Here is a 23,076-nt window from a genome sequence, read left to right as displayed (position 1 = left end):
TTACCTGCGCGGCGTGGGCATTGCGTGTGCCGCGCATTGAGTGGCCGGGCGCCTGCAACTGTCCTGCGTCACGAGACATATGAAAAATTCGACGCTAGCCCTCGTCAGATATAGCGATGCTGCTATTGTTTTTGCAGTGCCTGTATCAGCTTGCCATGGATGCCACCGAAGCCGCCATTGCTCATGCACACGATATGGTCGCCCGGCCGGACCTCGGCCAGCACCTGGGCGACGGCGGCATCCACCGTGGTGGCTACAAAGGCCCGTGCACCCATGCTGGCCAGGGCCTCGTTGGCATCCCAGTCCAGGCCGCCTGCGTGGCAGAAGGCCAGGTCGGCTTCTTCCAGGCTCCAGGGCAACTGGGATTTGACGGCGCCCAGCTTCATGGTGTTGCTGCGCGGCTCGAACACGGCCAGTATGCGTGCGCTTGTACCCACTTGGCGGCGCAACCCGTTGATGGTGGTGCGTATCGCCGTGGGGTGGTGGGCGAAGTCGTCGTAGATGGTGACTGCGGCAGCGGGGTTGGACTCACCGCCCAACTGCACACGCCCCCGCACTTCCATGCGCCGCTTGACGTTTTCAAAGCGGCCCAAGGCCTCAGCCGCCACGCCGGGCGCCACGCCCACATGCTCGGCCGCAGCGATGGCCGCCAAGGCATTGAGCTGGTTGTGTACGCCGCTGAGCGACCATTCCACGCGTGCAACCACCTTGCCACCCTGCAGCACATCAAAGGTATGGGGCTCGCCGACGGCGGAGAAGTCGCTGGCCGCGCTGCCAAAGCTGCGTTGCTCGCTCCAGCAGCCCTGGTGCAGCACGCGGGCCAGGCTTTCCTCCAGGCCGTTGACGACGACGCGGCCCGAAGCCGGTACGGTGCGCACGAGGTGGTGGAATTGGCGCTCAATGGCGGCCAGGTTGTCGAAGATGTCGGCGTGGTCGAACTCGAGGTTGTTCAACACAGCGGTGCGCGGGCGGTAGTGGACGAACTTGCTGCGCTTGTCGAAGAAAGCGGTGTCGTATTCGTCGGCTTCGATGACAAAGAGGGGCTGGCGGGGCGGCACTGGGTTCTGCTCCGTGTCCCCCGCCCGCTTTGCGGGCTCCTCCTTTACCTGCGCAGAACCCAGTGCCGCCCCGCCACCTAGGCGCGCGGAGACGCCGAAATTCAGGGGCACTCCCCCTACTAAGAAACCGGGCTGCAGGCCTGAGCATTCCAGAATCCAGCTCAGCATGGACGTGGTCGTGGTCTTGCCATGGGTACCCGCCACGGCCAGCACATGGCGGCCCTGCAGCACATGCTCGGCCAGCCATTGCGGTCCGCTGGTGTAGGGCGCACCTGCTTCCAGAATGGCCTCCATCAGCGGGTAGCGCGGGTTGCCGTCGGCCAGGCGCGCGCGGCTGACCACGTTGCCGATGACAAACATATCGGGCTTGAGCGCCAGCTGGTCGGTGCCATAGCCTTCGATCAGCTCGATGCCCAGGGCGCGCAACTGGTCGCTCATTGGGGGGTAGACGCCGGTGTCGCAGCCCGTGACCCGGTGGCCGGCCTCGCGCGCCAGCGCTGCCAAACCACCCATGAAAGTACCGCAAATGCCCAGGATATGAATATGCATGACCGCATTCTATCGGGCGGCATGTAGGGATTTATGCTGCCAGCCCTCGTGCAGGCTCCTTGGGCCGCTATCAAAAGAGAAGCGATGTCGGCTTCATGCCGCTGTCACCGCTTGGTAGCACAATGCAAGCATGGACGCATTGAAAGACGAGGTCGCCGCCGTTGCCGCACGCATGGTCGTAGAAGAGGGCCTGGAGTACGGTGCGGCCAAGCGCCGCGCCGTCAAGCAACTGGGACTGCCGGCCCGCACGGCCCTGCCGGACAACACGCAATTGGAAGCCGCAGTGGAGGACTACATCGCCATCTTCTGCGCCGAAACACAACCCGCCGAGCTGCATGCCTTGCGCACGTTGGCGCTGGAATGGATGGAGCGCCTGGAGCGTTTTCGGCCCCACATCGGCGGCGCGGTCTGGCACGGCACGGCGACTCGGCGCTCCGATATTTACCTGCAACTATTTTGCGATGATTCCAAATCGGCCGAAATCGGCTTGATCGACATGCAGGTGCGTTATGAGCCGCGCACGGTCATTGGCTTCCATGGTGAGCCGGTGGATGCGCTGAGCGTGCAGGCCTACAGTGCTGAGCTGGGTGAGCATATCGGGTTGCACCTGCTGGTCTACGACTTTGACGACCTGCGCGGCGCCTTGCGAGCCGACGCCAGGGGGCGGCGCCCGCGTGGCGACGTGGCGGCCCTGCGCAGTTTGTTGCATGATGTGGTGCCATGACAGCCTCTCAACACTCCGATCTCCACGTCGCCGAAAGCGGCCCGCAACTGCGCAATCGCCGCTTCTTGTTGGGCATGACCGCGGCGACGGCTGCCGTGCTGGGCGCTGGCGTGGCCTGGCTGCGCAACCCGACGCCTGATACAGCGCCCGTTGCGGAGCCGGTTGAGGGCTTTTGGGCTATGCAATGGGATACACCCCAAGGCGAAAAATTGGCCATGCGCAGCCTGCAGGGGCGCCCTCTGTTGTTGAATTTCTGGGCCACATGGTGCGCCCCCTGTGTAGAGGAATTGCCGCTAATCAACGACTTTTACCGCCAAAACAAAGCCAATGGCTGGCAAGTTTTGGGCTTGGCGATTGACAAACTGGCACCCGTGCAGTCATTTCTGCAAAAAATGCCACTGGATTTTCCGGTCGGCATGGCGGGTATGGTGGGGGCCGATCTGGGCCACAACCTGGGCAATGTGGCCGGAGGCCTGCCGTTTTCTGTCGTGCTGGGCGCCAATGGTGCGGTACTGCTCCGCAAGATGGGGCGCCTGCGTCCCGAAGACCTGAGCCAGGTGCTTGGTCTAAAATGAGGCTAAAACAAGCAGTTGGGGCGCCTGTTCGGCACTTTCTCAAGCCCTGAATCAGCATTCAGTTCTGCAATTTTGCAGGGCGTTGTCTGTGGATAAAAAGATTTATCGACAAATCAGACGTTTTTGCTGTAAATTCGCCCCCTACTGAAATAACGGCTGTTGGAGATGACATGGATTTACGCAAACTCAAGACCTTGATCGACCTCGTGTCGGATTCCAATGTGTCGGAGCTGGAAATTACCGAGGCCGAAGGCAAGGTTCGCATCGTCAAGGGCGGTGGCGCTGTGGTGCACAGCTATGCACCCGCACCGGTCTATGCCCAGGCCCCTGCGCCCGCCGCACCCGCTGCTGGGTCCGCGCCCGTGGCTGCCGCGCCGGCTCCGGTGGTCGCCGAGGCTATTGCAGGGCACACCGTCAAGTCGCCCATGGTGGGCACGTTCTACCGCTCATCTTCACCGGGTGCCAAAGCCTTTGTGGATGTAGGTACCGTGGTCAAGGAAGGCGAAACCGTCTGCATCATCGAAGCCATGAAGATCCTCAACGAGATCGAGGCGGACAAGTCCGGCACCGTCACCCGCATTTTGTGCGACAACGGACAGGCGGTTGAATACGGTCAGCCGCTGTTCATCATCGAATAAGCAGGGCGCCCAGCATTCCCATGTTCAAAAAAATCCTGATCGCCAACCGTGGCGAGATTGCCCTGCGCATCCAGCGTGCCTGCCGCGAACTGGATATCAAGGCGGTCATGGTCTATTCCGAGGCGGATCGCGACGCCAAATACATCAAGCTGGCCGATGAGGCGGTTTGTATTGGCCCCGCCCCCTCGGCTCAAAGCTATCTGAATGTGCCGGCCATCATTTCTGCGGCTGAAGTGACAGACGCCGAGGCGATCCACCCCGGCTACGGCTTCCTCAGCGAAAACGCAGACTTTGCCGAGCGGGTGGAGAAGAGTGGCTTCCAATTCATCGGGCCCACACCCGAGTCCATTCGCATCATGGGTGACAAGGTCTCGGCCAAGCAGGCCATGATCAGGGCTGGTGTTCCCTGTGTGCCAGGCTCCGAAGGCGAATTGCCGGACGACCCCGCCCTGATACGGCGCATCGCCAAGACCATTGGTTATCCGGTCATCATCAAGGCGGCTGGTGGCGGCGGCGGACGTGGCATGCGCGTGGTCCACACCGAGGCAGCTCTGATCAATGCCGTGACCATGACCAAGGCCGAAGCCGGGGCTGCGTTTGGCAACCCGGCGGTCTATATGGAAAAGTTCCTGCAGAACCCGCGCCATGTGGAAATCCAGATTTTGGCGGACAAGCACAAGAACGCGGTGTACCTGGGTGAGCGTGACTGCTCCATGCAGCGGCGCCACCAGAAGATTCTGGAAGAGGCGCCCGCACCTGGCATCAACCGCAAGTTGATCGAGCGGGTGGGTGAGCGCTGCGTGAACGCCTGCAAGAAGATAGGCTACCGCGGTGCGGGAACCTTTGAATTCTTGTACGAAGACGGTGAGTTCTATTTCATTGAAATGAACACCCGCGTCCAGGTCGAGCACCCTGTTACCGAACTGATCACCGGCATCGACATCGTGCGCACCCAGATCATGGTGGCCGCCGGCGAGAAGCTGCCTTTCACGCAGCGCCAGATCGAGATACGTGGCCATGCCATCGAATGCCGGGTGAATGCCGAGGATCCGTACAAGTTCACGCCCTCACCGGGTCGTGTCACGACCTGGCATCCACCGGGTGGCCCCGGTGTGCGCGTGGACTCGCACGTTTACACCAACTACTTTGTGCCGCCCAACTACGACTCCATGGTGGGCAAGATCATTGTGCACGGCGACACCCGCGAGCAGGCGATGGCCCGCATGCGCACCGCACTGGCCGAGACCGTGGTCGAAGGCATCAGCACCAATATTCCGCTGCACCGGGAGTTGCTGGTGGATGCGAAGTTCATGGATGGCGGCACCAACATCCACTACCTTGAACAGTGGCTGGACCAGCGCAAGCGCTGACACGGCGAATAAGCCATGGCCATGTTTGAACTGAGCCTGATGTGCCCTGAGGACAGGGTGGAGCATCTGAGTGACGCGCTGGACGCGCTGGACGCGCTGAGTGTCAGTGTGGAAGACGCGGACGCGCAAACCGATGCCGAGCAGGCTTTGTTTGGTGAACCCGGCATGCCACCCCCCAAGGATGGCTGGCAGCGCTCGCGGGTGGTTGCGCTGTTCTCCGATGAGGCGGCGGCGCGCGAAGCTGCGGACCTGCTGAAACTGCAGGACTTTTTCGAGCCCTGCCAGGTGCTGGCCATTGCACCTTTGCCTGAGCAGGACTGGGTGCGTTTGACGCAATCCCAATTTGCACCGGTAGAGATTACGCCCGAATTCTGGATCGTGCCGACCTGGCATGAGCCTCCCGCGCAGGCGCGCCAGGTCATCCGCCTCGACCCGGGCCTGGCTTTCGGCACGGGCACGCATCCGACCACGCGCATGTGCCTGCGTTGGATTGCGACCCATCCGGTTGCGAACCGGGTGCTGGACTATGGTTGCGGCTCCGGCATCTTGGCCATCGGCGCCGCCAAGTTCGGCGCATCGGATGTAGTCGCCGTGGACATCGATACTGCGGCAGTGCAATCCACTGAATTGAACGCATCGGCCAATGGCGTGTCGCTGCAGGCAGGCCTGCCTGAGCGAGCCACGGGTCAGTATGGCGTGGTGTTGGCCAATATCTTGGCGACGCCACTCAAAGTATTGGCTCCGCTGCTATGCGCCCATGTGTCTCCCGGTGGTCATCTGGTGTTGGCTGGCATTCTGGAGCGTCAGGCCGATGAATTGATCGCAGCCTACGCACCCTATTGCAGCCTTGCGGTGGCCGACCGTGAAGACGGCTGGATTTTGATGACCGCTACCCTGTAAACGCGTCTTTCTGCTCTCTACAATGGCATTCCGATGAGCAGCCTGATCACCCGATGCCCTGCCTGTGCCACGATGTTCAAGGTCGTGCCCGATCAATTGCGCGTGTCGGATGGTTGGGTGCGTTGCGGCCAGTGCAATGAAGTCTTTGACGCCAATAGCCATCTGCAAGCCCAGGCTACTTCGCTTGCAGTTGCTGGTGTGACATCTCCTGCGATCCAGCAAACTCGACCTGAACCGCCACCGCCACCGCCACCAGCTCCAGCTCCAGCTCCAGCTCCAGCTCCAGCTCCGGCTCCAGTCGTGCTTGCACCTGTGCGTCCTGCTCCTGCCATGCAGGAGGTTGGCGTTGAGCCGCCAGCGGAGCCGCCGTCGTTGCCCGATGAAGAGCCGATCCTGAAAGAGGTGGCAGCGTCTGCGGAGCCGTTCTTGGCGGTGAGTCCGCGGTCGCTGCACATCGAACCGGAACCCGAAGCGGTGATACAACACCGTCCCGCCACCTTGGGAGAGCAGCGCAGTTCCGTGGTGCGCGAGAAGAAGAAACCTCGGCGCACCGCTAAAGAGCCTGTCGCTACTGACGACGCTGCAGAAGCCTTGCCCAAACACTCGTTCATGCGCGGGAGGCAAACATCCTCCACCTGGAATCGCCCGTGGGCGCGGGCGGTATTGTGGGTGGCCTGTTTGCTGCTGGTGACGGGCTTGTTGCTGCAGGTCGTGGTGCGTGAGCGCGATCGCATCGCTGCGACCGACCCCGCGACGTTGCGTGTGCTGGAGCCATTGTGCGAGGCCTTGGCCTGTACGATTGCACCGCTGCGGCAAATCGAATCGGTGGTGATCGATAGCTCGGCTTTTGCCAAAGTGCGCGCCGATGTCTACCGCTTGAATGTCACGCTGAAAAATACGGCGCAGACGGCGGTCGCTACGCCGGCTTTGGAGCTGACGCTGACGGATATGCAAGACCAGGCCGTAGCGCGACGCGTGTTTACCAGCGCCGACTTCGGGCGCCCACACGAGATCCTGGAGCCGGGGGCGGAATGGGCTGCCAGCGTGCCGGTTGCCGTCAAGACGGGGGGCGGCGCAGGCGGTGCAAAAATCTCAGGCTATCGCCTACTGTCTTTCTACCCCTGATGAGGCGTTAAAAAGCCCGGGACCTTGCGGTGCCGGGCTTTGAAACCGTCCTAAAAAACCTGATTAGGGTTTGTTGGCGGTGGGAAAGGGCCAAGCGGCCTGCGGGTTCAGAGTGGTCTGAGCGGCAGGCGAAGCGGGAGCAGCCGCTGCTTTGGCAGCGGGTGCTTTCGCGGCTTTCTTCGCAGCCGGCTTTTTGGCTGCCTTTTTAGCGGCTGGCTTCTTGGCTACGGCTGCTTTTTTAGCCGGGGCCTTTTTGGCTGCTGCTTTTTTGGCAGGGGCCTTTTTAGCGGCTGCTTTTTTCGCAGGAGCCGCCTTCTTCGCCGGAGCTGCCTTCTTGGCTGCTACCTTCTTTGCCGGAGCCTTTTTGGCTGCTGCCTTTTTAGCGGGAGCGGCCTTCTTGGCTGGGGCTGCCTTCTTGGCTGCTACCTTTTTAGCGGGAGCGGCCTTCTTGGCGGGGGCTGCTTTCTTTGCAGCTACTTTCTTTGCTGGTGCAGCCTTTTTCGCTGGTGCAGCTTTCTTTGCGGGAGCGGCCTTCTTAGCGGCCGGTTTTTTTGCAGTTGCCATGATTTTCTCCTTGATCAATTTACAAAGAGCGCTTCTTGCCAGTTGGTTTGCAAGAAGTGATTCATGCGGTTGGGCAATTGCCCAGCCGCATGAACTTGGTGACACCTACCCCGCACAGACTCTGCGGCCTGTTGTTGGATAGATGAAATTCGGAAATACATAAGTTGGATCAATCCCAGGACAGGGCTCCACCCGACTGGTACTCGATGACGCGGGTTTCGAAGAAATTGCGTTCCTTCTTCAGGTCGATCATCTCGCTCATCCAGGGGAAAGGATTTTCCTCGTTGGGGAATAGCGGTTCCAAGCCGATCTGCGTTGCACGCCGATTGGCGATATAGCGCAGGTAGCCCTTGAACATGGACGCATTCATGCCCAGCACACCGCGCGGCATGGTGTCTTCGGCATAACGGTATTCCAGGTCCACGGCCTTCTCAAACAGACCTTTGATTTCAGTCTTGAACTCGGCTGTCCACAGTTGTGGGTTCTCCAGCTTGAGCTGGTTGATCAGGTCGATGCCGAAGTTGCAGTGCATGGACTCGTCGCGCAGGATGTACTGGTACTGCTCCGCAGCACCGGTCATCTTGTTTTGTCGGCCCAGCGCCAGGATCTGCGTGAAGCCTACATAGAAGAACAGGCCTTCCATCAGGCATGCGAACACGATCAGAGACTTGAGCAGCGTCTGGTCCGCCTCGGGTGTGCCGGTGTGGAAGTTCGGGTCCATGATGGCCTCGATGAAAGGTATCAGGAACTGATCCTTATCGCGGATGGACTGCACTTCGTTATAGGCGTTGAAGATCTCGCTCTCGTCCAGACCCAGCGACTCCACGATGTACTGGTAGGCGTGGGTGTGAATAGCCTCCTCGAAGGCCTGGCGCAACAGGAATTGGCGGCACTCGGGTGCGGTGATGTGGCGGTAGGTGCCCAACACGATGTTGTTGGCGGCCAGCGAGTCGGCGGTTACGAAGAAGCCAAGGTTGCGCTTGATGATGCGACGTTCGTCTTCGGTCAAGCCATTGGGGTCTTTCCACAGCGCGATGTCGCGGGTCATGTTGACCTCTTGCGGCATCCAGTGGTTGGCACAGCTGGCCAGATATTTTTCCCAGGCCCATTTGTATTTGAATGGCACCAGCTGGTTGACGTCGGTCTGGCCGTTGATGATGCGCTTGTCCGACGCCTTCATGCGAACCGGAACGCTGGACTTTTGGGGAGCGTTTTGCGCCCGCTCGACCGGCGGGTTTTCCGACGGCGTGAACGCAAAATTTGTTAGCGATGTGGGCTTGACTTCTTCGTCCCAGGTCAACATAAATAATTCCAATCTGCGGATTATGAGAGCAGTGAAATGAAATGAAAAGTAATCATGCACTTCACTGCAAATATGTGTTGCTCAATAGCATCGCATCACATGCGATGTGTGCGTCAGTTTTACTGGCAAGACTCGCATGTTGGATCGTCGACGCCACAAAATTTGATGTCAGTTGCCGCGTTGGTGGCCATCTCCATTTGCATCTGTGCAGCAGCGGCCGCAGCCTCCAAGGCACTGGATGTACGCACCGAGCCCTTGGCATCGTTGCCTGAGGAAACGGCATTCATCTTGCCCGCAGTGACGGTCGATTTCTCTGCGTGTGTGGCCGACATCGTGCGCAGGTAGTAGGTGGTCTTCAGGCCGCGCAGCCAGGCGAGCTTGTAGGTCTCGTCGAGCTTCTTGCCCGATGCACCTGCCATGTAGATGTTCAACGACTGCGCCTGGTCAATCCACTTCTGGCGGCGTGCCGCGGCCTCTACCAGCCATTGCGTCTCGACTTCGAATGCGGTGGCGTAGAGCTGCTTGACGTCGGAGGGCACGCGGTCGATGGGGCCGAGTGAACCGTCGAAGTGTTTCAGGTCCATCACCATCACGTCGTCCCACAGACCCAGACGTTTCAGGTCCTTGACCAGGTAGCCGTTGATGACCGTGAACTCGCCGGACAGGTTGGACTTGACCGACAAGTTGCCGAAGCTGGGTTCGATGGACGCGTCGACACCAATGATGTTGGAGATGGTGGCGGTGGGCGCAATGGCCACGCAGTTGGAGTTGCGCATGCCGTCCTGTGCAATCTTCTTGCGCAGGGCTTCCCAGTCCAGCGTGGAAGAGCGGTCCACTTCGACATAGCCGCCGCGCGCGCTGGACAACATCTCCAGCGTGTCCAACGGCAGCACGCCCTTGTCCCACAGCGAGCCCTTGAAGGTGGAGTACTTGCCACGCTCCTTGGCCAGTTCGGTCGACGCCCAGTAGGCGTAGTAGCAAATGGCTTCCATGGACTCATCGGCAAACTGCACGGCGGTTTCGCTGGCATAGGGAATGCGCAATTCGTACAGGCTGTCCTGGAAGGCCATGACACCCAGGCCTACCGGGCGGTGGCGCATATTGGAGTCGCGTGCCTTCTTGACCGCGTAGTAGTTGATGTCGATGACGTTGTCCAGCATGCGCATGGCCGTGGCGATGGTGCGCTTGAGCTTGTCGTGGTCCAGCTTGCCCTCTTTCAAGTGCTGGCGCAGGTTGACCGAACCCAGGTTGCAGACGGCGGTTTCGCTGTCCGAGGTGTTGAGCGTGATCTCGGTGCACAGGTTGCTGGAGTGGACGACGCCGGCGTGCTGCTGGGGCGAGCGCACATTGCAGGCGTCCTTGAACGTGATCCATGGATGGCCGGTTTCGAACAGCATGGTCAGCATCTTGCGCCACAGGTCGGTGGCCTGGAGGGTGCGGGCGGGCTTGATCTCGCCGCGCGCGGCCTTCTCTTCGTAGGCTACATAGGCTTTTTCGAAGTCGGCGCCAAACAGGTCGTGCAGATCCGGCACATTGGAGGGCGAGAACAGCGTCCATGTGCCTTTCTCCATCACACGGCGCATGAACAGATCGGGGATCCAGTTTGCGGTGTTCATGTCGTGCGTGCGGCGGCGGTCATCGCCGGTGTTCTTGCGCAGCTCCAGGAACTCTTCAATGTCCAGGTGCCAGGTTTCCAGGTAGGTGCAGACCGCGCCCTTGCGCTTGCCACCCTGGTTGACGGCCACGGCCGTGTCATTGACGACTTTCAGGAAGGGCACTACGCCTTGCGATTCGCCGTTGGTCCCCTTGATGTGGGAACCCAGTGCCCGCACGCGGGTCCAGTCATTACCCAGGCCGCCAGCAAACTTGGACAGCAGCGCGTTTTCCTTGATGGATTCGTAGATGCCGTCCAGGTCATCAGGCACCGTGGTCAGGTAGCAGCTGGAGAGCTGCGAGCGGCGGGTGCCGCTGTTGAACAGCGTGGGCGTGCTGGACATGAAGTCGAAGCGGGACAGCACTTCGTAGAACTCGATGGCGCGGGCTTCGCGGTCGATCTCGTTCAGCGAAAGGCCCATGGCCACGCGCATGAAGAAGGCCTGCGGCATCTCGATGCGGGTCTTGCCCTCGTGCAGGAAGTAGCGGTCATACAGGGTTTGCAAGCCCAGGTAGTCAAACTGCATGTCGCGCTCGGGCTTCAGCGCTGCGCCCAGGCGCGGCAGGTCGAATTGCGCCAGGCGCTCGTCCAGCAACTCGGCATTGATGCCGCGTTTGATGAATCCGGGGAAGTAATCGGTATAGGCTGCGGCCATCTCGCCGGGCGCGACGTCGCGACCCAGTACTTCGCGTGAAATCGTGTGGAACAGCAAACGTGCTGTGGCGTAGGTGTAGTCGGGGTCTTTTTCGATCAGTGTGCGGGCAGCCAGGATGGACGCCTTGTACACCTCGTCCATGGGCACGCCGTCGTACAGGTTGCGCATGGTCTCGGCCAGAATGGGCTCGGCCTTGACGTCTTGCCCCAAGCCTGAGCAGGCGGTTTCAATGCGGCTCTTGAGTTGATTCAGATCCAGCACCACGCGCTGGCCGGCCTCGGTGGCGTGTAGCACAGGCGTCTGTGGCGCCACATCGGCTACTTGCTTGGCGCGCTCCTGGGCACGGCGCTCGCGGTACAAGACATAGGCCCGTGCAATCTCATGGTGGCCACCACGCATCAGTCCCAACTCGGCATGGTCTTGGACATCTTCAATATGGAAGGTGCCGCCGCCGGGGCGTGAGCGTACCAGCGCGCGGATGACCTGCTGCGTCAGGGCTTCGACCACTTCACGCACACTGGCGGACGCGGCACCCTGGGTGCCATGCACAGCCAGGAAGGCCTTCATCATGGCCACCGCAATCTTGTTGGGCTCGAAAGGCACAACTGCGCCATTGCGGCGGATGATCTGGTAATGGGCCAGGTGGTTGACGCTGCTGCCTTCGGCCGCCGAATCGCTGTGTGTGGACAGCATGGCGGAGGGGGCGTGTGTGCTGGTGCTTGAAACGGATTGCATGTATTCCTCGTCTAAATGGCTATTTTTCTTGGGCTTTGCAAGGCACGGCGACCGACTTTGGGTATGAAGTGTTCGAAAGGACGGTAGAGACAGGGCACACTATATATAGGGTGTGCGGTGCTTGCAAGCCACTACCGGTAGTGTACCCGGGCTTGACCGGGCAAACGGGCGGCGGCGCGCAAAAAGTGCTGCATGGCAGCAGATGGCAGCGCGCATTACATGGCCGAAGGCGCGCCGCCGCGCAGGCCTTGTCGAATCGCGCTGTGTGTTGATCAAGCCAGCGCTGACGCGGCTTGCCGGCGTATTTGGCCGCAAAGGCCGCATGGCTGCGCGCGGTGCGAACAGCCCACTTATCTGTGCAAGCCTGGTTTGCTGTGCGAATGCTGACGGCACACTGGACGCAAACGCGCCTACTTTTGCATTACGCCTTCGGGAAAATACTGATCTCCAAGCCCCAGAGATTTTTGTAACAAAATCCAATCGAAGCCGGGACCCGGGTCGGCTTTGCGGCCTGGCGCGATGTGCTCATGCCCGGCGATGTGGGTAATCGGATAGCGTTGCATCAGTGCCGGGCACAGCGTGGCCAAGGCTTGGTACTGCGCTGTCTCAAAAGACTCCCCTTCCAAGCCCTCCAACTCGATGCCGATGGAGTCGTCATTGCAGTTGGAACGACCGCGGTATTGGGACGCACCTGCATGCCAGGCGCGGTCGTCGCAGCTGACAAATTGCCAGATCTGGCCGTCGCGCCGCACATAGAAGTGGGCAGACACCTGCAAGCCTTCTATCTGCTTGAAATAGGGGTGGGCATTCCAATCCAACTGATTGGTGAAGAGGTCTTGCACTTGCCGGCCGCCGTAAACGCCCGGCGGCAAGCTGATGGAGTGAAGCACGAGTAAATCGATCTGCGCCTGTGCAGGTCTGGGGCCGAAATTCGGCGAGGCTAACCAGTGGGCAAATGGGCAGCGACCACGGGGCCAGGCTTCGGCGTGCATTGCACCACCGCCCATGTCACTCATCGGGGCTGTCGTCGCGGGGGACGTCGATCTTCAGCCGCGCAATGCGGTAGCGGATCTGGCGCAGACTCAGACCCAGGCGGGAGGCCGCCAAGGTCCGATTGAAGTTGGTTTCTTTCAGGCTCTTGACCAGGATTTCGCGTTCCTGTTGATCCAGATGGCTCTGCAGGTCCGTCGGCAAGATGATGTCGTGGTGCGCCAAAGGATGGGTCGCTTGCGTTGGCTCAGCCAAGGCGGTGGCCTGCTCGACCGGTAGTACAGGACTACTGCCGCCGCCCGATTGCAAATCGTCCAGCTGCAGGGTATCGCCGTCGCACAGCGCCACGGCGCGGTGCAGCAGGTTTTCCAGCTCTCGCACATTGCCTTGCAGGGGCAGCCGCGCCAATCGCTCCATGCTGCCCGGGGCCAATTCGGGTACGGCCATTTGGGACTCTTCGGCAATCCGCGCCAGCAGTGCCGTGCACAGGGCCGGCAAATCTTCGCTGCGCTCGCGCAGCGGCGGGATGACGATGTCGATGACATTGAGCCGGTAGAAAAGGTCTTGGCGGAAGCGCCCTGCGGCTACCTCGGCCGGCAGGTCCTTGTGGGTCGCACTGACGATACGGACGTCCACGGTCTCTTCCTGGTTGGAGCCTACTGGCCGTACGCAGCGCTCCTGTATGGCGCGCAGCAGTTTGGATTGCATGGCCAAGGGCAGGTCGCCAATCTCGTCAAGAAACAGCGTGCCGCCTTTGGCAGCCTGGAAAAAACCTTCGCGGTCCTGAACGGAGCCGGTATAGGCACCTTTCTTGGCCCCAAAAAACTCAGCCTCCAGCAGGTTCTCCGGGATGGCGCTGCAATTGACCGCGACCCAAGGGCCAGCCGCGCGGTGGCTGGTGGCATGCAAGGCACTGGCCACCAGCTCTTTGCCGGTACCGGACTCGCCGCGTATCAGCACCGGCGCCATGCTGCGCGCCACCTTGACGATGCGATCCTTGACGCTGCGCATCGCTGCCGAATCACCGGCCAGCTTGGCCAGTGCCAACGGGCCGCGGCCATTGGTGGTGCCGGGATCGGCGAGCCGGGCGTCGGTAGCGCGCCGGGCGGGGCCGGTTTTGGGTACTGCCGAGCCCTGCACGGCCGACGCAATGGCCGTGCGGAACTGCTTCAGGTCCACCGGCTTGGTGAGGTAATCAAAGGCACCCGCTTTCAGCGACTCCACGGCGTTTTCAGCAGAACCATGGGCCGTGATGACGATGCTGCGTTCCGGGCGGTGCAAGGCCTTCATATGCGCCAGTATTTCAGTGCCGAGGCCATCTGGCAGGCGCATATCGGTGATGACCACGTCAAAGCGCTGTTCGTTGATCAGGCGCAAAGCCTCCTGCACGCTGCCAGCCGTGTCCACGCGGTAACCTTCGCGCAGCAGCGTCAATTCATACAAGGTGCGCAGATCAGGCTCATCGTCGATGACCAGGATCTGGGCTTTGTTCAGTACAGCGTGGGTTGCCATGGGGTGGTCGTCGTTTCTGCCAATGGCGGATTATCCGGGGATTCTGCACGCCTGAATGTAACGACAAACTCGTTGCCTTCGGTGGGTTGACCGCGCGCATCCCGCACGGTGCGCTGGTAGACCAGAGTGGCATCGTGGCGCTCGCACAGTTCTCGGCAAATGTAGAGGCCCAAACCGCTGGACCGGCTATCGGACGAGAAAAACGGCTCGAACAAATGCCGCTCCACCGATTGGTCCATGGGCGCCGAATCGCTCCAGATGGAGATGGTCGCGTGCCGCGCATCGCCCACCCCCGGAAAGACCTGGATGGCATCGGTCTGGTCTTCGGTATAGCGGCGTGCATTGTCTAGCAGATTGACCAGGACGCGACGCAGGTGTTCGGTGTCAAAACGCACACCTACGCTCGGGTCGCCAGCGTGCAGCGTTAACCGCAGTTGGCTTCCGGTCTGGGCCGACCATTCGCTGCAGATGCGGTGCGTGGACGTATCCAATGGCACCGTGGGCACCAGGTAGTTGGGGTCATAGGGCTGCACGCGGGAGATGTTCAGGATGTCATTGACGATTTTTTCCAACCGCTTGGCGTTTTGGCTCACCAGGGTCGTGAGCTTCTTCAGACGGGGGTCGGTAACGTCTTCTTCCAACAGTGCATTGGCCTGGGTGATGGCCGATAGCGGGTTGCGTATCTCGTGGGCCACCGCGGTGGACAGGCGCCCCATGCCGGCCAGGCGTTCGGTGCGAACGCGGGCCTCCAGCTCCCGCTGGTCTTGCAGGAAGAGCACACACAGTACGGGCCCGGCCAGGCCTTGGTGGGCGGCCAGGCGCGCGCGGGCATGTACGCGGCGCGGGCCTTCATTGCCGTGGCGAATCGTGACGTCTTCTTCCTGGCCATGGCCCGTGCCCATGCACAGACGCGTCAGGTTGAGCAAGGGGCGCCATCCGACCTCGTCGCTCAGGTCAAAAACCATTGCGCGCAGGGCTTGCTGGGAGCCCAGCAACTGCCGGGCTGCGGGGTTGGCCGCCCGCACGCAAGCACGTTCGTCGACAACAAGGACGCCGTCGGGCAAGGATTCGATGACCAATTCATTGACCTGGCGTTGCAGCGTGGCGACCATGTCGCTTTGCCGTGCGCGCTGCCCTTCGTTGGCCAGGCGGGTCGACAATTGGTTGGACAGCCAGGCAATTGCGAAATAACCCACACCGCCCAGTGCCGGTTGGGCGAAATACGGCGTGGCGTCGGTGGGGCCTTTGAGGTAGGACAACAGCGCGTCCACCAGCATCAGAACCGTGATGCCGGCCGCGGTGCCCAGGGCCAGGCGCAGTGAGCCCAGCACCGAGGCGACCAGGATGGGCAGTGCGAACAACGGCGTGTAGTTGATGCTGGTGCCGCTGCTGACCTGCAGCATCTGCAGTGCTGAGAAGGTCAGCAAATCCAAACCGACCAGAGCGCCCCAGACATGGTTGAAGCTTTGACCCAAGGGTTGCGGCCGAATCAACAATTTGCCAGCCGCGGCCCCTACCAAGTAGGCGGCACTGATCAAAGTCTGCGAGTTGCCATGCGCTGTGCCGGTTACATACAAGGCGGTTTGAAGACTGACCAGCACCACGCCCAAGACCAGGCGGGCTGTCATGAAGCCCTGCCATTGGCGCGCTATGTCATGGTTGTCGTCGCTCGGCGGGGATTGCCCATCTGCTGCGTTCGGATCGAACCAGGACGGCGCGGTCTGGTTGAGCCCCATTTTCAAGGCTCCTGCAACAAGCGATGGGCGGGGCTGCAATAGGTGCCCAGCTTGCCGGCAACCGCTTCAGGCGCGGGTATGTGTACGCCGCAATGGTGGCAGACCAGTGTGTGGGTGGTTGTGGGCGTGGTTCTGTGTCTATCCAGCTTTTCCTGCTGCACCGCTTCGCGCCAGGTACGCCAACGCCAAGCCAATACCAGCAGCACCAGAAATACGAGCAGAAACCTCATGGCGTGCGGCCCAGGATGATTTCCAGCACAAAGCGCGAGCCCACATAGGCCAGCAGCAGAAAAACAGAACCCACATACAAGACGTTGACGGCCCGCTTGCCACGCCAACCAAAGGCGGAACGCCCTATCAGCAACATCGCAAATGTGAACCAGGCCAGCGTGGAGAACACGGTCTTATGGTCCCAGCGCCAAGCATGGCCATGGCCATACAGGGTTTCGCCAAACAATACACCCGCCAGCAGCGTGGCGCTGAGCAGCACAAAGCCCGCACCGACGAAGCGGTAGGTGAGGCGCTCCAGTGTTAACAGCGGCAAGCCGCTATTAGGGTCCTGGGCGTGGCGGATGCGGGCCTCGGCCCGGGTCATGAACCAGGCATGGACCACCGCGATGCCAAACAGGCCATAGCAAGCGATGCCAAATGCCAGGTGAACGGCCAACCAAGCCGATGCGGTCACCGGCATAGGACCGCCGGGGAAGAAAAAGGCGGCCAGCACCGCCGCAGCTCCGACCACGCCCAGTGTCCAGCGGGTCGGCAGTTGCGGGAATATCTGGCTCTCCACAGCATAGATGGCGGCGACCAGCCAGGCGGTAACCGACATCGCGGGGGCAAAGCCGAAATGGGGGTGTTCGCCCAGCAGCGTGATGGCCAGTACGGCACCATGCATCAGCCAGGCTGCAGCGACCCAAATCCGCGCCGCATGTTCGTTGACCTGTGCGGTGCGCACGGCTGGCCAGCCATAGGCAATGGCGGCCAAAACCGACAGGATCAGGCTCGCAGGGGGCGCACTGGTTAAAATCATAGGTACAGTTTAGCGTTTTGCTTTCTGCACCGGTAATCATCCATGGCCTCAGCTCTCTCCGACAAACTATCCCGCCTCGTCAAGGAAATGCGAGGCCAGGCCCGCATCACCGAGGCCAATGTCACTGACATGTTGCGCGAAGTGCGCATGGCCCTGCTGGAGGCCGACGTAGCCCTGCCCGTCGTGCGTGACTTCATTGCCCGCGTCAAGGACAAGGCCATGGGCCAGGAGGTATTGGGCTCGCTGCAGCCCGGCCAGGTGTTGGTCAGCATCGTTAGCAAGGAACTGGCCGCCACCATGGGCGAGGGCGTCAGCGACATCAACCTGGCCGCCCAGCCGCCCGCCGTGATTTTGATGGCCGGTCTGCAGGGGGCCGGTAAGACCACCACCTCGGCCAAGCTCGCCAAGCACCTGATTGAAAAGCGCAAGAAGAAAGTGTTGACGGTGTCGGGCGACGTCTACCGTCCGGCCGCCATTGAACAGCTGAAGACGGTGACGGCGCAGGCTGGTGCCGAATGGTTCCCCAGCACGCCGGACCAGAAGCCGGTCGACATCGGCCGTGCGGCGCTGGACTATGCACGCAAGCACTTTTTCGACGTGCTGCTGGTCGATACCGCCGGCCGATTGGCGATTGACGAAGCCTTGATGGCCGAGATCAAGGATCTGCATGCCGCGTTGAACCCGGTGGAGACTTTGTTCGTCGTCGACGCCATGCAAGGCCAGGACGCGGTCAACACCGCCAAAGCCTTCAAGGAGGCCTTGCCGCTGACCGGCATCATCCTGACCAAGCTCGACGGCGATTCGCGCGGTGGCGCTGCCCTGTCGGTGCGCCAGATCACTGGAGCGCCCATCAAATTTGCCGGCACCAGTGAAAAGCTCGATGGCTTGGAAGTGTTCGATGCCGAGCGTCACGCCGGGCGCATTCTGGGCATGGGCGACATCGTGGCCCTGGTGGAGCAGGTTACGGCCGGCGTGGACATCGCCGCGGCACAAAAGCTGGCGGCCAAGGTCAAGAGCGGCGCAGGCTTCGATTTGAACGACTTCCTGGCCCAGATCCAGCAGATGAAGCAAATGGGAGGCCTGTCCAGCCTGATGGACAAACTGCCGGCGGCCATGTCCGCCCAAGCTGGCAATGTGGATATGGACCGGGCCGAGAAAGACATCAAGCGCAAGGAAGGCATCATCCACAGCATGACGCCGCTGGAGCGCCGCAAGCCCGATCTCATCAAGGCCACCCGCAAACGCCGCATCGCCGCAGGCGCTGGTGTGCAGGTTCAGGAAGTCAACCGCATGCTCAAGGAGTTTGAGCAGATGCAAACCATGATGAAGAAATTCTCTGGCGGTGGCATGATGAAGATGATGAAGCGCCTGGGGGGCATGAAGGGCATGCCCAAGATGCCGTTCCAATAACCCCAATTTAGGGTTGTTGATGAGCCTTCTTCGTTAAATAGCTCGATAGCCCTCGCCAGATAAGGTTATCTTGCTATGAATATGGAAGCGTTTGCTCAAGACGTCCGCGCCAAAGGGTGAGGCGCTAGTCCATACCGTTGGCTATCCAGACCAGCGCTAGGAACCCGCCAATCGCCAGTCGGGATGCGGACTTCGCCAGCGCATGCCTGCGCAGCCAGGGCTTGGCAAAGCGGCGCGGCTGGGGGCTGCGTTGCACGTCTTCTTGTGGGAGAGGCTGCATAGCCTGTTCCGGTTGGGTCTTGGCGGGTGCCGTGCTGGCCAGCACCGGTGTCGTGATGAAGCCGCATTGCAGCAGGGTGCCCAAGAGTTCTGTCAGTTGCGGCATGCCGACGCCCAATGTTTCACACCATTCGCCCACGGTGCGCGCCTGGGAGGCCGGGTGCTGGAGTTGCTCAAAGAAACCGTCGATCCAGGTAGCAGCAGCCGAGTAAGCGATTTCGGACAGTGTGCTGCCGTTCAACACCAGACTGCAAGTGGTTTCTCCCGAGGCTGCGTTCCGCTTGTCTATGGTCGTACCCAGCGGTAGGCAAATGCAGTGACCCTCTTGCCAGGCGAAAAGCATGACAGGTTCGGCCTCCAGCTGCGCTTGCAACACCCCCCACTGGCTCTCGCGCACGACGACCAACTGCGAAGGCGTGTGCTGCTTGTGTGTATCGGGTGCATGGGCTTTGGCACCCGTGTGCAAGCTGTGAAAAATGGTGCTGGTGATGCGCGACAGCAAGACCAGGCTTTCGGTGAAGAAGCCTGGGTCGCGGTTGACCACCTTGCGTATCATGGCCATTGTTTCGTCCCGGTCGAACGGGAAGCCAGGGGCGCCAACATACTTCTCTTCAAAGTCCTTGCTGACCCGGCAGGCCATGCCGTGGATGATCATCTCCACGCTGCGGGAATCGTTGGTCCAGCAGAAGCCGACCTTTTGGCGCGTCAGATCGTAATGGGGGGCGCGCGCCTGCATGCAATCCCGGACGATCTGCTTGTTCCAGAACAATTCGGCATGCAGATGGGCGGGGACCGAGGCCAGCAATTCGACGATGCGGTGGTCCAGGAATGGCACACGGGCCTCCATGCCGAACATGGAGCTGGTCCGGTCTTCGTGCCACAAATTGTGGTGCTGGAGTTGCCGGACCATCAGCTTCATCCACTGGTGGTAGGGTGCAGCCTGCGCAGCGGGTGGGTGCTTGCCGCTGAATACTGTGTGGTGCCCCGGCACAGGGTCCAGCGAGCGGAAATGCGTGGCTATGGTGGGCACGACCTCTTGTGACAGGTATTGCTCCCAGCTTTGGTAGGGCTGGTCCACGCGCCGTGAATACCCACCGGCGAACTCGTCCGCGCCTTGGCCCAGCAGCAGTATTTTCATACCCGGTTGCTGCGTGCGAATCTTGCGATTCAGCTCGGTCTTGATCAGCCACTCGATGTCGAACAGCGGTGAGTCCATGGCCCAGACCGATTGCTCCAGCTTCTCCAGGCTGAACCCCATGGTGTCCAGCAGATCCTTGTAGTGGAACAGTACAGGGTGCCAGGGCAGGCCAAAGTCGGCGGCAATGCGTTTGGCGGCCTGGACATCACCCGCCAGGTAGGTGGTGCGTTTCACCACGGTGAAACACATGGCGTCATGCTGAGCCTTGCCCACGATGGCGGTCAGCAAGGCCGAGTCCAGCCCTCCACTGAGGTGTATGCCGACCGGGCCCTGGCCTTGCAGGTGTTCAATGGTCGCTTCTTCAATCAGCTGGTCGTATGCCAGGCGGTATGGCTGCGCATTGGTGCCACACTTTTCGGTTCCGATGTGGTCTTCCAATCGCCAGTATTTCTTCACGACTGGCCGACAATCCCGTTGCGCCAGCAAGTAGCTTCCTCCGGCCAAAAACTCGATACCCTTCACATAGCTCGGTGTGGAGAGCAAGGCGATGGGGTCTGTCTGCAAGGCGGACCAGTCGGTTTGGCGCGGGCATTGTGGGTGCGCCAGCAGGGCCTTCAGTTCGGAGCCGAATAGCAGGCCGGATGGCAGCTCGCAGACATACAGGGGTTTGATTCCCAGCCTATCCCGGGCGAGGAACAGCCTTTGGTGTTGCCGGTCCCATAGGGCCATGGCGAACATGCCGCGCACGGAATCCAGGGCCCTAGGGCCCCATTCCTCATAGGCATGCAGTAGTACTTCGCAGTCGGACTGGGTAGCGAATCGGTGCCGGCTGCCAAGGGCGCTGCGCAGCTCGGTGTGGTTGTAGATCTCGCCATTGCAGACCAGCAGGTGCTGCTGGCTTTCGCTGTGAATGGGTTGACGGTCTTCGGCCGTGCCGACGATGGTCAAGCGTCTGAAGACCAGCGACAGCACACCGTCGTCGCAGAACTGCTGGTCGTCCGGGCCGCGCGGGGCCAGCACCTTGCCCATGGACTCGAGAATCTGCCGGCGCTGCTGGTCGTCGAGACCTGTGCCGCCGTAAGCAATGAATCCCGCGAAGCCGCACATGGTGTTGCGATGGCCCTCTTCTTGGTGCTGGTTGTGGATCTGGCTAGCTGAATCAGCCCGTCACGGCCAGGGTTTCGGTTGTCAGCACTTCACCCCGGAGTGTGTAACTGCGCGTCTCGGTAATCCGCACATCCACCAGTTGCCCGACCAGACGCGGCTGTCCGGCAAAATTTACCACACGGTTGCATTCGGTGCGGCCCATCAGCTCACCGGCATCGCGCTTGGAGGTGCCTTCCACCAGAATGCGTTGCACCGTGCCCAGGCGGCTTTCGGAGATGCGGGTGATGTTGGCGTTGATGACGCCCTGCAGGTGCTGCAGGCGGCGCAGCTTGACCTCGTGCGGCGTGTCGTCGTGCAGGTTGGCGGCCGGCGTGCCGGGGCGAGGGCTGAAGATGAAGCTGAAGCTGTTGTCAAAGCCGATGTCGTCGATCAGCTTCATCATCTTGTTGAAGTCGTCCTCGGTCTCACCGGGGAAGCCGACGATGAAATCCGAGCTCATCGCCATGTCCGGCCGGATGGCGCGCAGCTTGCGCACCGTGCTTTTGTACTCCATGGCGGTGTAACCGCGCTTCATGGCCATCAGGATCTTGTCGCTACCGTGCTGCACCGGCAGGTGCAGGTGGCTGACCAGCTTGGGAATCTTGTCGTAGGCCGCGATCAGCGAGGGCGTGAACTCGTTGGGGTGGCTGGTCGTGAAGCGGATGCGCTCGATGCCGGGAATGTCGGCCACGTATTCCAGCAGCGTCGCAAAGTCAGCCTCTTCCGCGGTCCCACCCATCGTGTGACGCCAGGCGTTGACGTTCTGGCCCAAGAGCGTGATTTCCTTGACGCCCTGGTCAGCCAAGCCCGCCACCTCCACCAGCACATCCTCGAACGGGCGGTTGATCTCGGTGCCGCGGGTGTAGGGCACGACGCAGTAGCTGCAGTACTTGTTGCAGCCTTCCATGATGGACACAAAGGCCGATGCGCCCTCCACCTTGGCGGGGGGCAGGTGGTCAAACTTTTCGATCTCAGGGAAGCTGATGTCGACCTGCGACTTGTTCTGCGCCTTGCGCGCGTTGAGCATCTCAGGCAAACGGTGCAGAGTCTGCGGGCCAAACACCACGTCCACAAACGGCGCGCGCTTGATGATCTCGGCCCCCTCCTGGCTGGCGACGCAACCGCCGACGCCGATCAGCACACCCTTTTTCGCCAGGTGGCGCACGCGGCCCAGGTCGGAGAACACTTTCTCTTGTGCCTTCTCGCGCACCGAGCAGGTGTTGAACAGAATCAGATCGGCCTCGTCCACGTTCTGCGTGGGGGTGTAGCCCTGGGCGGCACCCAGCACGTCGGCCATCTTGTCCGAGTCGTACTCGTTCATCTGGCAGCCAAAGGTCTTGATGAATACTTTCTTGCTCATGCGCAATACTCCGGAAATACTATGAATTCAATAGCGCCTCATGCAATTACGACGAGGGCTAGCGTCCACATTGGCAGTGGACCGCTTGGGCTGGAACCCGTTGACCGTTCAGGGCTGGGCGGTGGAGGTCGGGGGTGTGCTGACCCTGCTGCCGGCCTCGCCGGACGCGGTGGTCGCGTCGGTGGTGTAGTTGGACGGTGTGGTGGCGCCTGGCATGGCCTGCTGGGCCTCGGTGTCGTTCAGGATCCAGACTTCGTGGACCAAGCCTTGCGGGTCGCGGACATAGTTCACCAGCAGCGTCTGACCGGCAAGCGATCCCGATAGCACCAGCATATTGTTGGTGCCGCGGATGCGGGCACCGGGCGACAAGCGCGTTAGCTGACCATTCATCAGCAGCTCCGGCGCGTAGGTGACCTGCATGGTGCCGCGCTGGGCATTGGCGGGGAAGGGGCGTACCGCCTGCTGAGCAGATGCAGCGGTGGCAAACGCCAACACCGTGCTGGTGATCAGTGCAGCGCACCAATTGCGGGCTGATGCTGTGAAGGAAGGGTCAATGCAGCGGTTCATGGTGTATGTCCAGAGGCTGTTGAGAAGGGAGTGCAATTTTAGGGCCAAAACGCCAGGC

At 61.1% G+C, this 23,076-nt stretch carries 20 protein-coding genes and 1 pseudogene; 8 read left to right on the top strand and 13 right to left on the bottom strand.

Annotated features, from left to right (window positions below; all coding sequences use genetic code 11):
* Positions 1-122 precede the first annotated feature (122 nt).
* Positions 123-1,607, bottom strand: a complete 1,485-nt coding sequence (gene mpl / locus AC07OO_RS06130) for a UDP-N-acetylmuramate:L-alanyl-gamma-D-glutamyl-meso-diaminopimelate ligase (protein WP_495081160.1) — start codon at positions 1,605-1,607, stop codon at positions 123-125.
* A gap of 130 nt (positions 1,608-1,737) precedes the next feature.
* Between mpl and AC07OO_RS06125 the strand changes: the two genes are divergently transcribed.
* From AC07OO_RS06125 to AC07OO_RS06100, 6 genes and pseudogenes are all read left to right on the top strand, one after another.
* On the top strand, positions 1,738-2,331 hold the full coding sequence (locus tag AC07OO_RS06125; RefSeq protein WP_495081159.1) for a hypothetical protein: 594 nt from the start codon (positions 1,738-1,740) through the stop codon (positions 2,329-2,331).
* On the top strand, positions 2,328-2,906 hold the full coding sequence (locus tag AC07OO_RS06120; protein ID WP_495081158.1) for a TlpA family protein disulfide reductase: 579 nt from the start codon (positions 2,328-2,330) through the stop codon (positions 2,904-2,906). The genes AC07OO_RS06125 and AC07OO_RS06120 overlap by 4 nt, the downstream gene beginning before the upstream one ends.
* A 170-nt stretch (positions 2,907-3,076) precedes the next feature.
* On the top strand, positions 3,077-3,544 hold the full coding sequence (gene accB, locus AC07OO_RS06115) for an acetyl-CoA carboxylase biotin carboxyl carrier protein (RefSeq protein ID WP_495081157.1): 468 nt from the start codon (positions 3,077-3,079) through the stop codon (positions 3,542-3,544).
* A gap of 20 nt (positions 3,545-3,564) precedes the next feature.
* The gene (accC, locus tag AC07OO_RS06110) at positions 3,565-4,914 is read left to right on the top strand and encodes an acetyl-CoA carboxylase biotin carboxylase subunit (RefSeq protein ID WP_495081156.1); all 1,350 of its coding nucleotides are present in this window, start codon (positions 3,565-3,567) and stop codon (positions 4,912-4,914) included.
* 21 nt (positions 4,915-4,935) lie between these two features.
* Entirely contained in the window at positions 4,936-5,814 is an 879-nt protein-coding gene (prmA, locus tag AC07OO_RS06105) for a 50S ribosomal protein L11 methyltransferase (RefSeq protein WP_495081782.1), read from the top strand.
* Positions 5,815-5,847: 33 nt separating this feature from the next.
* Positions 5,848-5,916, top strand: a pseudogene (locus tag AC07OO_RS06100) (zinc-ribbon domain-containing protein); the annotation flags it as partial.
* A gap of 73 nt (positions 5,917-5,989) precedes the next feature.
* Here the strand turns inward: AC07OO_RS06100 and AC07OO_RS06095 are convergent.
* A complete protein-coding gene (locus AC07OO_RS06095) occupies positions 5,990-6,124 on the bottom strand; it encodes a hypothetical protein (protein ID WP_495081801.1) in 135 nt (44 codons plus the stop codon).
* A gap of 2 nt (positions 6,125-6,126) precedes the next feature.
* Here AC07OO_RS06095 and AC07OO_RS06090 point away from each other — a divergent pair, with 2 nt between their 5' ends.
* Entirely contained in the window at positions 6,127-6,939 is an 813-nt protein-coding gene (locus AC07OO_RS06090; protein ID WP_495081781.1) for a DUF3426 domain-containing protein, read from the top strand.
* A 63-nt stretch (positions 6,940-7,002) separates the two neighbouring features.
* On the opposite strand, the gene AC07OO_RS06085 is transcribed toward AC07OO_RS06090, so the two are convergent.
* The 8 genes from AC07OO_RS06085 to AC07OO_RS06050 all read right to left on the bottom strand — a co-directional run bounded on the left by AC07OO_RS06085 (position 7,003) and on the right by AC07OO_RS06050 (position 17,118).
* Complete coding sequence (locus AC07OO_RS06085) at positions 7,003-7,521, bottom strand: histone H1-like DNA-binding protein (RefSeq protein ID WP_495081155.1); 519 nt, start codon at positions 7,519-7,521, stop codon at positions 7,003-7,005.
* Positions 7,522-7,672: 151 nt separating this feature from the next.
* The gene (locus tag AC07OO_RS06080) at positions 7,673-8,806 is read right to left on the bottom strand and encodes a ribonucleotide-diphosphate reductase subunit beta (RefSeq protein ID WP_495081154.1); all 1,134 of its coding nucleotides are present in this window, start codon (positions 8,804-8,806) and stop codon (positions 7,673-7,675) included.
* Between the two features lie 119 nt (positions 8,807-8,925).
* A complete protein-coding gene (locus AC07OO_RS06075; protein WP_495081153.1) occupies positions 8,926-11,850 on the bottom strand; it encodes a ribonucleoside-diphosphate reductase subunit alpha in 2,925 nt (974 codons plus the stop codon).
* 410 nt (positions 11,851-12,260) lie between these two features.
* On the bottom strand, positions 12,261-12,842 hold the full coding sequence (gene ampD, locus AC07OO_RS06070) for a 1,6-anhydro-N-acetylmuramyl-L-alanine amidase AmpD (protein ID WP_495081152.1): 582 nt from the start codon (positions 12,840-12,842) through the stop codon (positions 12,261-12,263).
* Positions 12,843-12,858: 16 nt separating this feature from the next.
* Positions 12,859-14,352 carry a sigma-54-dependent transcriptional regulator gene (locus AC07OO_RS06065; RefSeq protein ID WP_495081151.1) on the bottom strand — a complete coding sequence of 498 codons (1,494 nt, stop codon included), beginning with the start codon at positions 14,350-14,352 and terminating at the stop codon, positions 12,859-12,861.
* The gene (locus AC07OO_RS06060) at positions 14,331-16,088 is read right to left on the bottom strand and encodes a two-component system sensor histidine kinase NtrB (protein WP_495081150.1); all 1,758 of its coding nucleotides are present in this window, start codon (positions 16,086-16,088) and stop codon (positions 14,331-14,333) included. The genes AC07OO_RS06065 and AC07OO_RS06060 overlap by 22 nt, the downstream gene beginning before the upstream one ends.
* Positions 16,089-16,090: 2 nt before the next feature.
* On the bottom strand, positions 16,091-16,318 hold the full coding sequence (locus tag AC07OO_RS06055; RefSeq protein WP_495081149.1) for a PP0621 family protein: 228 nt from the start codon (positions 16,316-16,318) through the stop codon (positions 16,091-16,093).
* Complete coding sequence (locus AC07OO_RS06050) at positions 16,315-17,118, bottom strand: cytochrome C assembly family protein (RefSeq protein ID WP_495081148.1); 804 nt, start codon at positions 17,116-17,118, stop codon at positions 16,315-16,317. The genes AC07OO_RS06055 and AC07OO_RS06050 overlap by 4 nt, the downstream gene beginning before the upstream one ends.
* 42 nt (positions 17,119-17,160) lie before the next feature.
* Between AC07OO_RS06050 and ffh the strand changes: the two genes are divergently transcribed.
* On the top strand, positions 17,161-18,528 hold the full coding sequence (gene ffh / locus AC07OO_RS06045) for a signal recognition particle protein (RefSeq protein WP_495081147.1): 1,368 nt from the start codon (positions 17,161-17,163) through the stop codon (positions 18,526-18,528).
* A 124-nt stretch (positions 18,529-18,652) separates the two neighbouring features.
* Here the strand turns inward: ffh and asnB are convergent, their stop codons facing one another.
* The 3 genes from asnB to AC07OO_RS06030 form a co-directional block, all read right to left on the bottom strand.
* The gene (gene asnB, locus AC07OO_RS06040) at positions 18,653-21,052 is read right to left on the bottom strand and encodes an asparagine synthase (glutamine-hydrolyzing) (protein WP_495081146.1); all 2,400 of its coding nucleotides are present in this window, start codon (positions 21,050-21,052) and stop codon (positions 18,653-18,655) included.
* A 52-nt stretch (positions 21,053-21,104) separates the two neighbouring features.
* The gene (gene miaB, locus AC07OO_RS06035) at positions 21,105-22,451 is read right to left on the bottom strand and encodes a tRNA (N6-isopentenyl adenosine(37)-C2)-methylthiotransferase MiaB (protein WP_495081145.1); all 1,347 of its coding nucleotides are present in this window, start codon (positions 22,449-22,451) and stop codon (positions 21,105-21,107) included.
* A 108-nt stretch (positions 22,452-22,559) separates the two neighbouring features.
* Complete coding sequence (locus AC07OO_RS06030) at positions 22,560-23,018, bottom strand: hypothetical protein (RefSeq protein ID WP_495081144.1); 459 nt, start codon at positions 23,016-23,018, stop codon at positions 22,560-22,562.
* Positions 23,019-23,076: the final 58 nt, after the last annotated feature.

Source organism: Rhodoferax sp. GW821-FHT07G04, assembly GCF_059418585.1.
The sequence above is the reverse complement of the archived record's forward strand: the minus strand, read 5'-3'. Positions and strand labels throughout refer to the sequence as shown.

Excerpts from the sequence above, each read along its gene's own strand:
- mpl (WP_495081160.1), bottom strand. The coding sequence starts at position 1,607 with ATGCATATTCATATCCTGGGCATTTGCGGTACTTTCATGGGTGGTTTG.
- AC07OO_RS06125 (WP_495081159.1), top strand. The coding sequence starts at position 1,738 with ATGGACGCATTGAAAGACGAGGTCGCCGCCGTTGCCGCACGCATGGTC.
- AC07OO_RS06120 (WP_495081158.1), top strand. The coding sequence starts at position 2,328 with ATGACAGCCTCTCAACACTCCGATCTCCACGTCGCCGAAAGCGGCCCG.
- accB (WP_495081157.1), top strand. The coding sequence starts at position 3,077 with ATGGATTTACGCAAACTCAAGACCTTGATCGACCTCGTGTCGGATTCC.
- accC (WP_495081156.1), top strand. The coding sequence starts at position 3,565 with ATGTTCAAAAAAATCCTGATCGCCAACCGTGGCGAGATTGCCCTGCGC.
- prmA (WP_495081782.1), top strand. The coding sequence starts at position 4,936 with ATGTTTGAACTGAGCCTGATGTGCCCTGAGGACAGGGTGGAGCATCTG.
- AC07OO_RS06080 (WP_495081154.1), bottom strand. The coding sequence starts at position 8,806 with ATGTTGACCTGGGACGAAGAAGTCAAGCCCACATCGCTAACAAATTTT.
- AC07OO_RS06075 (WP_495081153.1), bottom strand. The coding sequence starts at position 11,850 with ATGCAATCCGTTTCAAGCACCAGCACACACGCCCCCTCCGCCATGCTG.
- ampD (WP_495081152.1), bottom strand. The coding sequence starts at position 12,842 with ATGCACGCCGAAGCCTGGCCCCGTGGTCGCTGCCCATTTGCCCACTGG.
- AC07OO_RS06065 (WP_495081151.1), bottom strand. The coding sequence starts at position 14,352 with ATGGCAACCCACGCTGTACTGAACAAAGCCCAGATCCTGGTCATCGAC.
- AC07OO_RS06060 (WP_495081150.1), bottom strand. The coding sequence starts at position 16,088 with ATGGGGCTCAACCAGACCGCGCCGTCCTGGTTCGATCCGAACGCAGCA.
- AC07OO_RS06055 (WP_495081149.1), bottom strand. The coding sequence starts at position 16,318 with ATGAGGTTTCTGCTCGTATTTCTGGTGCTGCTGGTATTGGCTTGGCGT.
- AC07OO_RS06050 (WP_495081148.1), bottom strand. The coding sequence starts at position 17,118 with ATGATTTTAACCAGTGCGCCCCCTGCGAGCCTGATCCTGTCGGTTTTG.
- ffh (WP_495081147.1), top strand. The coding sequence starts at position 17,161 with ATGGCCTCAGCTCTCTCCGACAAACTATCCCGCCTCGTCAAGGAAATG.
- asnB (WP_495081146.1), bottom strand. The coding sequence starts at position 21,052 with ATGTGCGGCTTCGCGGGATTCATTGCTTACGGCGGCACAGGTCTCGAC.
- miaB (WP_495081145.1), bottom strand. The coding sequence starts at position 22,451 with ATGAGCAAGAAAGTATTCATCAAGACCTTTGGCTGCCAGATGAACGAG.
- AC07OO_RS06030 (WP_495081144.1), bottom strand. The coding sequence starts at position 23,018 with ATGAACCGCTGCATTGACCCTTCCTTCACAGCATCAGCCCGCAATTGG.